The sequence below is a fragment of the Paenibacillus sp. FSL R7-0048 genome (assembly GCF_038004505.1).
GTDB classification, from domain to species: Bacteria; Bacillota; Bacilli; order Paenibacillales; family Paenibacillaceae; genus Paenibacillus_AQ; species Paenibacillus_AQ odorifer.
On record NZ_JBBORF010000001.1, the window covers coordinates 4329808 to 4343456 of the forward strand.

Consider the following 13649-nt stretch of genomic DNA (forward strand, 5'->3'; position numbering starts at 1 on the left):
AATTCTTTCCTTAAATTCGCCTCAATATTTCAGAAAAAAAATATAAATGCAAAAACCGGCTCCCTCAATAGAGTAGCCGGTTTAGAACGTACATCAGCAATGATTAATTCTTAGTGAAAAAGTGCTTCAATAAAAGCCGCTTCCGCTTCCGTTGGCGAAATAAGCGGCAATCTGACTCCGCCCACAGGGATCCCCTTGAGTCCTAAAGCATATTTTACAGCTGAAGGATTGGGCAGCGGTTGTGGGCATTCAAACATTCCTTTAAAAATCGGGAACAGCTGGCGATGAATCTCTCCAGCAAGCTGAACATTGCCGGAGGTATAAGCGTAAATCATTTCTGACATCTGCGCACCAACCACATGGCTAGATACACTTATAATTCCGTATCCACCGACAGCCAGACTGGCAAGACCTGAGGCATCATCACCCGTATATACACGGAAATCATCTGAACAAGCAGAGGCAATAAGTGTTACCTGATCTACAGACGCGCATTCTTTCGTAGCAACGATGTTCGGAATCTCAGCAAGTCGCAGGGTAGTGGCCACGCTCATACTTACACCTGTTCGACCTGGAACATTATATAGAATCACTGGTAATGAAGTCTCTGAAGCAATCGTGGAAAAATGCTGATAAAGACCTTCCTGATTCGGTTTATTATAATAAGGAACGACCAAAAGCACTCCATCTACGCCTATTTTCTCCGCTTCCTTCGTCAGATGAATGGAATGTTTCGTGTTATTGCTGCCAGTTCCAGCAATAACTTTACAACGTCCATTCGCCTTTTCCAGCACAAAAGAAAACAGCTGCAGCTTTTCCTCATCGCTTAACGTAGGCGATTCCCCTGTCGTTCCGCAGACAACCAAAGCCTCTGATTTCTGTACCTCAATTAAATAATCGACAAGCTGTGAAGTTACATCCCAGTTGATTTCTCCACCCCCATCAAAAGGGGTTACCATGGCTGTTATTAATCTTCCGAAATCCACTTTGAATTCCTCCTTGTCAGCGGTGCAATTCAAACATAGCATGCAGCGAACGCAGGGACTGCACCATATCTTCTTTTTTCACAAGCACCCATATCGTTGTATTCGAATCCGCGGATTGTAGAATTTGAATGTTTTGCGAGCTAAGCGCCTCAACAATGCGCGCCATAATACCAGGCACACCATTAATTCCGCCCCCGATAACAGAAACTTTGGCACAACCCGACAAACTCTTAGGTCGCAAACCCAGCTGCTGTAGAGCAGAAATAGCCTTCTCTGATTTGTCATCAAAAACCGTATAAAGAGCTTCCGTAGGTGTTACATTAATAAAATCAACGCTTATCCCGTTATCTGCCATACTCTTAAAGATTTGCAGCTGCACTCCGGTTCCGTTACCGTCCGGGCATTCCACAGAAATCTGTGTAACATTGCTGACATAAGCAATCCCTGTAACGAATCGATCCACAATTCCCCCTGCTTGGATATCGTTAAATCCTTCTGGATTCGTAACCAACGTACCTTCAGCTTCTGAAAAGGTTGAACGAACACGAACTGGGATCTGTGCCTGCATAGCAATCTCAACCGCACGTGGATGAATGACTTTTGCTCCCTGATGAGCCATATTGCAAATTTCAGTATAACTAACGTAAGTTAATGGCTTAGCATCTTCAACGATCCGTGGATCTGCTGTAAGAATTCCGTTAACATCCGTATAAATATCCACCATATCAGCATGAAGAGCAGCACCCAGTGCTGTAGCAGAGGTATCACTGCCGCCACGGCCTAAAGTTGTCAAATCACCCGCCTCAGTCTGGCCCTGGAACCCGGTAACAATAACTACCTTATCCTCACGCAGCTCACGGAGAATGCGTTCCGGACGCACATCCAGAATTCTGGCATTACCGTAGTTGCTGTCTGTCAGAAATCCTGCCTGAGCTCCCGTTAACACTGTAGAAGCGATGCCTTCATTCTCCAGCAGCCCACATAGAGTAGTAGCTGAAATAATTTCGCCACAGCACATCAAGAGATCTTTTTCCCGGTCTGGAAGTGCATCTCCGTTCTGCACAGCCCAATCCAGCAAAGTGTCAGTTGCGTAAGGCTCTCCACGACGGCCCATAGCCGATACAACAATTACAAGACTATAGCCACTTGCCAGCTCCCTTTTGACATTGCGGATTACGTGTTCTCTAGCTTGCGGTGTGGATAGCGATGTTCCTCCGAATTTTTGTACCAGAATACCCATGTATAATTCCCCCATTATTATCAAAGCAAACACACTAATCATTCGTGAAAAGATTACGGTACGTGAGCTTATTCGTTAAGTAAGTTGTTAAATAGCTGTACCGCCCTCGAACCTGAGGACGGTAGCAATACTGCTTATATTTTTTTGATAGCAATGAACTTAGCTGGTTCCACTACGTTATCTTGGCACTTCTCATTGCTCATTTGGTGCATCTCCCCTTTTATTGTCCACAACAAAATCAGCCGAGCTCTGTCAATTTTCTATGCTGAATGAAACCGTTCGATGATCATCGGCTGTAGTTGTTTACCTTGCAAAGCGGCATAGCAAGCTTCCGGGATAAGATCCATGCGTGCCACGAGCGAGTTAGGTTTACCCTCAGGGTTATCTTGACCGAATGGTACAAAATAAATATGTTTAGCCACCAGAAGCTTAGCAATATTTGCGGCATTTAGGCCCAATCCATCATTTGTAGATATCGCTAGAACTAGTGGACGTCCGTTGCGCATCTGTGATTTAGCTGCCATTAGCACGGGACTATCCGTCATGGCATTAGCCAGTTTACTCGTTGTATTTCCTGTGCAAGGTGCTATTGTCAGCACATCCAGCAGCTTGGAAGGACCCAGCGGCTCCGCTTCAACAATTGTAGAAATGATATCATTCCCTGTTATATCTTTCAACTGTTTTAACCAATTTTGCGATGTCCCAAAGCGGGTGTCTGTTCCTAGTACAGAGGCAGAAACTATAGGTACTACGTTTGCTCCCCCGTCTACGAAGCGCTGAATTTGTGGCATTACCTCAGCAAAAGTGCAATGAGATCCAGTGATCGCATACCCTACTGTTTTTCCGTGCCAATCCATTTTATTCGTCCCCCTTGATTAAAGCCTCGTCCGAAATCGACTGTACCAGCGCATTTGCCATAATAATCCCAGCGCTTTTTGGAGCTACAATGCCAGGGAGTCCTGGAGCCAGCATCGCCTTAATCCCACGTTTCTCAGCATAACGAAAGTCACAGCCGCCTGGTGCAGATGCCAGATCAATAATTACGCAATGCGGCGCAAGCCGCGAGAGCACCTGCGCGGTGATGATCATACTTGGTATCGTGTTAAATATAAGATCCACATCCGGTACGTGAAGCAGCAGCTCATTGGTCATAAAAGGCTTCCAGCCCATTTCCTCAGCACGTGCATAATGTTCTTGTTTTCTGACACCAACCTTTACACTGGCCCCCAGTCCCTGTAGACTTCGAGCCATTGTAAATCCAGTTCTACCTAAACCCAGCACCATTGACTTCGAGCTGTGAATTGTAAAATCCGTGTTCTGAATGGCCATTACCAGCGCTCCCTCCGCTGTCGGGATAGAGTTGTAAATAGCCACATCATCACGATTAAGCAGTTCGATTAACTTCAGTGAGTGCTTGGTACACATCCCGCGCAAGTAACTTTTAGCCATCCCGGTATACACTAAACAATCGGATGGCAGCGCAGTGAAATGCTCCTCCAGAATCGTTAAACGCTCAGAAGAAAATAGAGCACTAATATTTCCTTCATCATCACAGCCTACCGTAGGCAACACTAATACATCTGCATTACTCAGCAGCTCTACCGTCAATTGTTCCAGGCTCACCCCTGGGCTAGGGGCCTCCCACTTATCGAACCCGGCAGCGCTTACCGTCGCATCCAATTCCACACATTTCCGAATCACTTCAAGCTGTCTCGCGTCCCCGCCCAGGAACACGATCCTGACGCCAGTAAGCATAGGGATGACGCTCCTTTCAACATACACTATCGACTATAAAGCATCTTATGCTGGGCATAGTTAATGGGTGAAGAGCGGAAATGAAATCCCCGGCACGCAAGGCTGATGATGAACTAATGGGTTACGGGTTACGGGTTACGGGTTACGGGTTACGGCTGATGAGTTAAGGACCGAGATGCAACTATTTGTGTATTTTTTGCCTTTTAGGAGGAGTTTCGGACTGGAGAGCTCTTATTCGATGTAAATAGGTTCGTTAACAGGTGTTATTGATCAAATAGTGACACTAGGGTCCGAAAACAGCCGAATTAAGCAGAATTGTTATAAATAAGAGCACTGGGGTCCGATAGGGGCTTCGTCTTTACTTTGACGGTAGGGTTAGAGTAGTGGCAGAGCGCCAATGAAAATGCTGAGTTTATTCGATGGGGGAATCGGAGTTAGTTGCATAACAATCGAAGAAATTAAAGTTTTGGATAATTAACTCTGCATATCAAAAAAAGCTCACGAATCATGCCTTGGGCATGAATTCGTAAGCTTTTTAAATGAATTGTAACAACAATCTTACTTGCCAGTATGGCCAAAGCCTCCGGCTCCGCGTTGTGTTTCGGACAACTCTTCCACTTCCACCAAATTAACCACTGGAACGGCTTGAAATACCATTTGGGCAATCCGCTCATTGCGAGCGATAGCAAAAGGCTCCTGCCCCAGATTGATCAAGAGCACTTTGATCTCTCCGCGGTAATCGGCGTCTATAGTTCCAGGTGTATTCAAGCAGGTAATCCCGTGCTTCAAGGCCAGTCCACTACGCGGACGGATCTGCGCTTCAAGCCCCTCTGGCATAGCCAGTGAAATCCCTGTTGGAATTAATGCCCGCTCTCCTGGTGCAAGTACAATTTCACCCGCAACGGCAGCATAAAGATCATAACCGGAAGCTTGCTCCGACATTTTACAAGGAAGATTTACATCCTCGTTTCCAGCAAGTTTATTGATTTGTACGTAATAAGACAAGATCATCTCTCCTAACATTTGCAATAGCTTTATCTGATGAGCCTACCATCGCTAAAGAAAGCGGCTCCGCGAACATATGGTCCAGTACACTGTTGATATTGTCCATTGTCACTAGCTGAATTTTGGCGATCATATCGTCCAATGTATTATGTCTTCCGAGCATAAGTTCATTTTTTCCGATACGATTCATTCGGCTGCTAGTGCTTTCGAGACTAAGGATGAGGCTGCCTTTAAGCTGCTCCTTACCTTTTCTCAGCTCATCTTCACTGAGGCCGTTGGTAGCAAGTTCGTACATCATTTCCTTGATTAACTCCATGACATCCTTTGTTTGCTTGGGCGCTGTTCCAGCATAGACCGTAAACAGACCAGAATCTGCCTGGGAGCTGTGATAGGAATACACCGAATAAGCTAATCCGCGCTTTTCACGAATTTCCTGGAACATGCGGGAGCTCATCCCTCCGCCTACGGCATTATTAATCAGCACCATAGCGTACTGCAGGGGATCGCCAGAACGGACACCTGGTAAGGAAAGACAGATGTGATTCTGCTCTGTTTTCTTGCGGTGAAATAAGAGCTCTCCATAGTAATCTGGTGGAGTCAGCGGAGCACTTGTACCATGATTATCAAAAGAACCAAAATGCTGTTCCAGCAGTTCAATCAATCCATCACTAATGTTGCCGGCAACGCTTATAACCGTATTCTCAATCGTGTATTGTTCCTTCATATACGCCCGAAGATCATCCGGCTTCATCTCCATTAGCCGTTCCTTCAAGCCAAGGATGGAATACGCAAGCGGATGGTCCTTGTAGGCAGCAGCACACATCAAATCATGCACAAGATCATCCGGCGTGTCCTCGCACATGGAAATTTCCTCAAGGATAACATTCTTTTCTTTCTCCAGCTCTTCAGCGTCCATCCGTGAACGGAAGAACATATCCGCTAACACATCTACAGCGATAGGCAGATGCTCATCCAATACTTTAGCATAATAACATGTATATTCCTTTGAGGTAAACGCATTTACATTGCCGCCGATGGCGTCAAACTGCTCAGCAATATCCTTGGCGCTGTACCGATCCGTACCTTTAAAAAGCATATGTTCTACAAAATGGGATATCCCGTTGTTTCCAGGATGTTCATTCCGAGAGCCTGTCTTTACCCAGATTCCGAAAGAAACGGACCGGCCGGTCGGGATTTTCTCCATTACCACTCGTAAACCATTGGATAACACTATTTTTTCCACTTCAAGTCCTCCTGGCTAATAGCCATGTTCTATCTAATTTAATTACACGTGCCTATAATCCTACCAGAAATACATCTCTCACTCAACATTAGAGGGGATTAGCCGCTCTGCTGAGAGTGTTTGACTAACTGTGCCTAGCTGTAACCCTTTTGCTTTGATTCCACGTATCATGGCCTTCAGAGCTTTGGAGGATGCGGCTGTGGGATGCATTAGGACTAGAGTGCCCGGTTCCGCTTTGCTTGTGATTTTGGCAACCACAGATTCAGGAGACGGATTTCGCCAATCTACGGTATCTACGGTCCATAGTACGGTTTTGAGCCCTAAGCTGCCTGCAATTTCTACCGTCTCCTGATCGAAATCACCAGAAGGGGGGGCGAACCATTTATTAGTGACTCCAAGCGATTCCTTCAACAGCTTTTGTGTCTTCTCAATTTCTACAGTAGCTCGTGCACGACTTAAAGTACTCATATTAGGGTGGGTATAAGCGTGATTCTCCATCTCATGACCGCGTTTTAGCATTTCTTTAGCCAGTTCCGGGTTTTTACTCAGCCAGCTCCCATCCAGAAAAAACGTAACTTTAACGTTCTCTTCATCCAAAACATCCAACATTGGCACAATGTACTCATTTCCCCACGCCACATTAATCATCAGCGATACCATCGGCTTAGCCGGATTCCCACGATATATGGGTTCAGCTCCCAGTTGATTCAGGGATATCTGTGGTTCGATCTGCCGATACACAAATTTTATAGGTTCTTTTGGTGCCAAAAGAGCATTCCGATATGTACTCTCTACATCAATTTCAAGCCCGTTATAACCCGGAATCGCCTTCCATACCCGATCAACCACAGCATTCACTGGAGGGGCATTAAGCTTGGCTGCGGCGGTCTCAATCCGTGCCCGAAGATCATTGTTCTCCGCCTTAGAAATATCCTTCCACACAGCTAGGTCATCCTGCGGCTTCAATTGCGCAAGCATGTCCTTTACCGGTCCCTGAGTGCTGCCAATTCCTATCACGATCGCAATACAAGCAACCACTAAAGCCACTTTTTCCGTCTTCATGACGACTTCCTCCCCGGTAGAAACGACTTGTAGTCCGTTCCACACGAATACAAAGACACTTTGTCCCAATCTATGAGACAAGAGAGGAATTTATGTCATAAGAACAGAGGCCAGAGGCGTGATAGTGATGCACATTACTTTATTTCATATAAAAAAAGAGCCAGAACGCAATCGCTTCTGTCTCCTTTTATTATGCTATTAGGTACTTTAGAAAAGGTACCTCTACAATCGAAACTTAAGCTTTAGCTCCAGTTTCCGAAGTCAATACCGCTTTACGCGACAGGTTAACCCGGCCTTGTTGGTCGATTTCGGTAACTTTAACGGTAATTGTATCCCCGACAGCTACAACATCTTCAACCTTAGCTACGCGCTCAGTAGACAATTGGGAAATGTGTACCAATCCGTCTTTACCCGGAATTAGTTCAACAAATGCTCCAAATTTCTCAATACGTCTAACTGTACCCACATAGATTTCTCCAACTTGTACTTCACGCACAAGTCCTTCGATAATCGAACGCGCCTTTTGGATCATTTCTTCATCTGAAGAACCGATAAAGACACGGCCATCTTGTTCGATGTCGATTTTCACGCCGGTTTCTTCAATAATTTTATTGATAATCTTACCACCAGCACCGATAACATCACGGATTTTGTCCGGATTGATGTTGATAATAATGATTTTTGGAGCATATTTGGACAGATTAGGTCTTGGCGCAGAGATCGCTTCATTCATTTTGTCCAAGATGAACAGACGGCCTTCTTTAGCCTGCTGAAGTGCATCCTGAAGAATTTTGCGATCGATACCGGCAATCTTAATGTCCATTTGAATAGCTGTAACACCTTCTGCTGTACCAGCTACCTTGAAGTCCATATCTCCGAGATGATCTTCCATACCTTGAATATCCGTCAGGATGGAGACATGCTCTCCGTCTTTGATCAGACCCATTGCTACGCCGGCTACAGGTGCTTTGATTGGCACACCAGCGTCCATCATAGCCAGAATGCTGGCACAGATACTTGCCTGGGAAGTAGAACCGTTAGATTCAATCGCTTCTGATACTAGACGAATCGTGTACGGGAATTCAGTTTCACTAGGAATAACCTTGGATAATGCACGTTCTCCAAGTGCTCCATGACCGATTTCACGGCGTCCTGGTGCTCTAAGCGGACGAGCTTCCCCTACGCTGAACGGCGGGAAGTTGTAATGGTGCATGAAACGTTTCGTTTCAGTAGGATCGATTCCGTCAAGAATTTGCACATCACCTAGTGCCCCAAGAGTACAAACGCTAAGGATTTGTGTTTGTCCACGTGTAAACAGACCGGAACCGTGTGTACGCGGTAACAGACTTGTATCACATTCAATCGGACGGATTTCATCAAGTTTACGTCCATCTGGACGAACCTTATCATGTGTGATTAGACGTCTTACTTCATCCTTCACGATATCATGTAGGACTTCTTTAACATCTTTCAGAAGCTCCGGTGCTTCTATGTACTTCTCTACGAAATACGCAACCGCTTCATCATTAACGACATCAATCGCTTCCTGACGCGCATGTTTTTCAGCTATTTTAACGGCTTCCACCAGACGAGCCTCAGCAAATGCACGGACCTCAGTATTCACGTCAGCATTCACTGTATGCAGCTTCACAGCCATTTTTTCTTTACCAGCCACTTTAACCAGTTCTTCAATGGTTGCAACGATCTTGCGGATTTCATCATGACCGAACATAATCGCTTCGAGCATCACATCTTCCGTCACTTCGTTCGCTTCTGCTTCAACCATCATGATTGCATCCTTCGTTCCAGCAACCACCACATAAACATCACTGATTGCTTGCTGAGACATATCCGGATTGATCACAAACTCTCCATTAATCCGACCTACAGCAACGCCGCCGATGGGTCCATCAAAAGGCACATCGGAAATACTAAGTGCAGCTGAAGTACCGATCATAGCAGCAATATCTGGTGCGCAGTCCTGATCCACACTCATTACCATGTTCAATACCTGAACATCGTTACGGAATCCTTCAGGGAATAGTGGTCTGATTGGACGGTCTGTCAAACGGCTTGACAGAATCGCTTTCTCACTCGGTCTACCTTCCCGTTTAATAAATCCGCCAGGAATTTTACCTACCGCATATAATCTTTCCTCATAGTTAACTGTAAGCGGGAAAAAATCCAGATCCTTAGGCTCTTTTGAAGCCGTAACGGTACATAATACCGAAGTATCCCCGTAACGCACCATAACGGCTGCGTTTGCTTGTTTAGCCAGGCGGCCCGTTTCCAGCACAAGGCGTCTTCCACCCAGCTGCATTTCTACACGTTTTTCCATAAATACCTCCTTGAATAGTAGTAGACCCGCAGTCTAAAATAGCAGGTTCACATATCGATCTAAATGAATTGGAAAGGCTTGTCCCAAAGGGAGGCTGCCTATTCTGTATGCATATAAGAAGAAACGGCTGGGCCTTACTGAAAAGTAAAGTCGCCGTTTTTGCGAATAATCTCATCGATCCTAATATTAAGTTTTCCCTAAATTTTCAAAAAGCAACCCAGCTGTCCCGCTGTCGCTCCGAGAAGGACATACGGTATACAACCAGGCTGCTTTAAGAGTAATCTTATGGAAAATTAACGACGCAATCCCAGTCTTTCGATCAGGGCGCTGTAACGTCTGATGTCTTTGTTTTTCAAATACGCCAGAAGTTTACGACGTTGTCCAACCATTTTCAACAATCCACGACGGGAGTGATGATCTTTCTTGTGCGTACGCAAGTGGTCAGTCAAATTAACGATGTTCTCCGTTAGGATAGCAACTTGCACCTCAGGGGATCCAGTATCGGATTCGTGAGTTTTGTGCTCGTCGATCAATTGATGTTTACGTTCTTGAGTTAATGCCATCCTGTTCACCTCCTTCAATATAATCGCCACTAGCCTCGTCACCGTCGGTGAGAACGTGCAACCAAGCTAAGGTTATGATGCTGTAAGCCAGCAACGTTACTTAGTATAGCATCTCCATTAACAAAAGTAAACGGCTTGTCCGGGATGACTATAAATTATACTCCAGAATCTTCTTCGCGGTTTCTGCATCCTCGCCAATCTGAGTAATCAATGCTCCAATGGAGTCAAACTTCCGTTCTGGACGAATGTAAGCTACCAATTCTACCTTAAGCTCTTGATCATACAGGTCACCCTCGAAGTCAAAAAGATGAACCTCAAAGCTCGGAGTTAACACACCCTCATGAAAGGTTGGTTTAACACCCACATTCATAACCCCGTACAGAACTTTATCCTTATAAAAGACTCGGACCGCATATACACCTTTGGTCGGAATGACAAAATGATCACTGAGCTTCAAATTGGCAGTTGGAAAACCAATTGTGCGGCCTCTCTTCTCACCATGCCCCACTTCACCACGCAGATGATAGCAACGTCCGAACCAGGAGTTTGCCAGCCCCAGATCTCCATTTTGGAGACTTTTACGAATGCCGGAGCTGCTAACCTTTTCACCTTCAAGCAGAAAAGGAGGAGCAACTTCCACATTCATAACACCTTCACCCAGTTTGCGAAGCATCTCAACATCGCCTTCACCTTGGTAGCCAAAGCGAAAGTCAAAGCCAACAACTGCTGTTACAATATGTAGCGGTAAAAGCATAACAGAGACAAAATTCTGTGGACTAACCCGGGAAAGCTGCTCATTAAATTCAACAACATACAGGATATCGACACCCATGCTGGCAAGAATCTCTTGCTTTTCAAAGGGTGGCGTCAAGTACCCTTCATAATCTCCCTTACCCATAACATCTTTGGGATGAGGATGAAATGTAAGGACTGCAGCCGGCACACCTTGTTTACGGGCTAAGGCTACAGCGGATGTAATGACGCTGGCATGTCCACGATGCAGGCCGTCAAACTGCCCTAGAGCAGCCACTTGAGGTTGTGCCCATTCGGCAGCAGTCTCCGGCGACATCGGATAGGTTAACGTTACGGTTCTCACGCTGTTTCTCACCTACAATTCACTTGGTAAAATTGATTTAAGCTTGTGCAAACACCTTTACTGGGGCAATAGCACCTGTCTCTTCCAGCTCATAAATGCCAAGAAACAATCCCTGAAGATCGTATAGCCGAATTTGACCTGTTGTCTTCACTTCTGGAGCAATGAACCGCGAAGACAAACGTTGCCCTTGCAGTGCTGCCTTCTTCTTCTCATCCATAACGGTATGCTTAGGCAAATGCGAAATTGCCTCATCAGCAGCGATTAAATGATCTTCCAATGTTCCGGCTTCCTTGTGCGCGGCAATATCCTCAAGGGATAAACAATGGCTGGCAGAAATTCCTGCCGACATTGTTCTCTCCAGCTTCACCATTACACCCGGCAGTCCAAGCGCACGACCGATATCTACACAAAGTGTACGAATATACGTGCCTTTGGAGCATAATACCCGGAAAGTGATGTCGGGATGATTACCTTCCCAAGTCATATCCGTCATTTCGATTTCATAAATCTCTACTTCGCGACTTTTCCGTTCAACGGTTTTGCCTTCTCTAGCCAATTCATAAAGACGTTTGCCGTCGACTTTCACCGCAGAGTACATGGGAGGAACCTGAGAAATTACGCCTTTGAAAGAGGCAAGTACTGCAAGAATCTCTTCCTCAGTTACATGAACCTCATCAACAGTTTCCGTAATGGTTCCAGTTAAGTCTTCAGTATCACTGGACATCCCCAGTCTCAGTGTTGCCACATATTCTTTGGGCAGCTCCTGAATATACTCCACAACGCGAGTCGCACGTCCCAGACAAAGCGGCAATACACCAGTCACTTGGGGATCTAGTGTCCCCGTATGACCAATTCGTTTCATGCCGAGAATCCGACGTGCCTTGGCTACAACATCATGTGAAGTGAAGCCTGCCGGTTTATAAACCGCCAGAACACCTTCTAATTCACTCATAAATGACGTCTTACCTCCTCAAGCACCTGAGCTATTGCCTCTTCAAGCGTAGCTTCTATACGCGCACCTGCAGCACGGGTATGACCGCCGCCTCCAAACGTTTGCGCCAATGCAGCCACGTCAACTTTACCGGCAGAACGCAGGCTAACCTTGACCGCATGTTCGTGAATAACTTTAAAAAGAATGCCTACTTCCACGCCCCGAATATTACGAGGGTAGTTTACGATTCCTTCCAAATCTTCATTAGCAGCAGCACATTCGATCATATGCTCGGGTGTAACATATAGCCAGGCAATATCTCCTTCAGGAGATAATTCCAGCGTATTTAAGGCTTTATTTAATATTTTAACCTGTGGCAGCGTCATTTCTTCAAGCAATGTCTCAGCGAGTTCAGGACCGTTAACCCCAAGGGATAATAGCTCAGATACAGCTGCCATTACTTTTGGTGATGTGTTGGTATAACGAAAACCACCGGTATCTGTTAACAGACCCGTATATATAGCTGTGGCGATATCAATATCCCATTCGATCTCGAATGTCTTCAGCAGGTCGAACAAAATTTCCGCTGTCGCAGCTGCATCCGGTTTGATTAAATTAACGAATCCATAACCGTTATTTGTTGGATGGTGATCAATGTTCAGGATAAGAGCCTCATTCGCAAAATAGCGATTTGTCAGCCCTACTCGCTGAAAATCCGCACAATCCACACAGATGACGTTGCTGTATTGACGGGGCGGTTCACTAGAGGCCATATTGATGATTTCATCCGAATGCCATAGGTATTCCATTCGCTTCGGGATCGGTCCTTCATTCAGCATAGTATATTTTTTGCCCAGACATGAGAGAAGCCAGCCCACCGCAAGGGTGGAGCTGACTGCATCTCCGTCCGGCTGAACATGCGACACTACAAGGTAATCGTCGTGTTCCAGCAGAAACTCACGGGTCTGCTGGAGACTTTGTTCATAGCTCTGCATTCGCCGTCTCCTTTTTAAAGGTTGTTCAAAATAGCATAACGCTATTTTGAACCCCACTTTAATCACTTATTTCTAATCGTTCTTATGAAGCTCTCCAAGAAGCTTCTCAATATGACTGCCATAAGCGACAGATTCGTCGAACTTGAAGATCAGCTCCGGTGTATGCCGAAGGCGAATGGCCTTGCCAAGCTCTGAGCGAAGAAAACCATTGGCTTTCTCAATCGCTTTAAGCGAGTCTGACTTCTGCTCTTCATCCCCGAACACGCTTAGGTATACCTTGGCTTGCGATAGATCGTTAGTCACGTCTACGCCAGTTACAGTTACAAAACCGATTCGAGGGTCTTTCAGACCGCTTTGGATAAGTTGACTAAGCTCTTTCTTGATCTGCTCGCCCACTCGTCCTGCTCTAATTTTAGACATCTATATTCACCTCTT

At 45.7% G+C, this 13649-nt stretch carries 13 protein-coding genes; all 13 read right to left on the bottom strand.

The window, feature by feature from the left end:
- Positions 1 to 110: 110 nt before the first annotated feature.
- Positions 111 to 986, bottom strand: a complete 876-nt coding sequence (gene dapA / locus NSQ91_RS19245; protein ID WP_076304471.1) for a 4-hydroxy-tetrahydrodipicolinate synthase — start codon at positions 984 to 986, stop codon at positions 111 to 113.
- Positions 987 to 1002: 16 nt separating this feature from the next.
- Positions 1003 to 2226: an aspartate kinase gene (dapG, locus tag NSQ91_RS19250; RefSeq protein ID WP_036688442.1), complete on the bottom strand. Its 1224-nt coding sequence runs from the start codon at positions 2224 to 2226 to the stop codon at positions 1003 to 1005.
- 260 nt (positions 2227 to 2486) lie between these two features.
- Positions 2487 to 3083 (bottom strand): dipicolinate synthase subunit B, encoded by a 597-nt coding sequence (locus tag NSQ91_RS19255; RefSeq protein WP_036688443.1) that lies wholly within the window; start codon positions 3081 to 3083, stop codon positions 2487 to 2489.
- A gap of 1 nt (position 3084) precedes the next feature.
- Positions 3085 to 3981: a dipicolinate synthase subunit DpsA gene (dpsA, locus tag NSQ91_RS19260; protein ID WP_076182605.1), complete on the bottom strand. Its 897-nt coding sequence runs from the start codon at positions 3979 to 3981 to the stop codon at positions 3085 to 3087.
- Between the two features lie 558 nt (positions 3982 to 4539).
- Entirely contained in the window at positions 4540 to 4986 is a 447-nt protein-coding gene (dut, locus tag NSQ91_RS19265) for a dUTP diphosphatase (RefSeq protein WP_172628834.1), read from the bottom strand.
- Entirely contained in the window at positions 4961 to 6229 is a 1269-nt protein-coding gene (locus NSQ91_RS19270; RefSeq protein ID WP_036688449.1) for a M16 family metallopeptidase, read from the bottom strand. The genes dut and NSQ91_RS19270 overlap by 26 nt, the downstream gene beginning before the upstream one ends.
- A gap of 78 nt (positions 6230 to 6307) precedes the next feature.
- Positions 6308 to 7291, bottom strand: coding sequence for a polysaccharide deacetylase family protein (locus tag NSQ91_RS19275; RefSeq protein WP_076182607.1), 984 nt, complete (start codon positions 7289 to 7291; stop codon positions 6308 to 6310).
- Positions 7292 to 7526: 235 nt separating this feature from the next.
- Entirely contained in the window at positions 7527 to 9629 is a 2103-nt protein-coding gene (pnp, locus tag NSQ91_RS19280) for a polyribonucleotide nucleotidyltransferase (RefSeq protein WP_076127850.1), read from the bottom strand.
- A gap of 293 nt (positions 9630 to 9922) precedes the next feature.
- The gene (gene rpsO, locus NSQ91_RS19285) at positions 9923 to 10192 is read right to left on the bottom strand and encodes a 30S ribosomal protein S15 (protein WP_036656390.1); all 270 of its coding nucleotides are present in this window, start codon (positions 10190 to 10192) and stop codon (positions 9923 to 9925) included.
- Positions 10193 to 10340: 148 nt separating this feature from the next.
- Positions 10341 to 11288: a bifunctional riboflavin kinase/FAD synthetase gene (locus NSQ91_RS19290; protein WP_076127848.1), complete on the bottom strand. Its 948-nt coding sequence runs from the start codon at positions 11286 to 11288 to the stop codon at positions 10341 to 10343.
- A 37-nt stretch (positions 11289 to 11325) separates the two neighbouring features.
- Complete coding sequence (truB, locus tag NSQ91_RS19295; protein WP_076127847.1) at positions 11326 to 12240, bottom strand: tRNA pseudouridine(55) synthase TruB; 915 nt, start codon at positions 12238 to 12240, stop codon at positions 11326 to 11328.
- Positions 12237 to 13214: a DHH family phosphoesterase gene (locus NSQ91_RS19300; protein WP_076106341.1), complete on the bottom strand. Its 978-nt coding sequence runs from the start codon at positions 13212 to 13214 to the stop codon at positions 12237 to 12239. The genes truB and NSQ91_RS19300 overlap by 4 nt, the downstream gene beginning before the upstream one ends.
- 72 nt (positions 13215 to 13286) lie before the next feature.
- Entirely contained in the window at positions 13287 to 13634 is a 348-nt protein-coding gene (gene rbfA / locus NSQ91_RS19305) for a 30S ribosome-binding factor RbfA (RefSeq protein WP_076127845.1), read from the bottom strand.
- Positions 13635 to 13649: the final 15 nt, after the last annotated feature.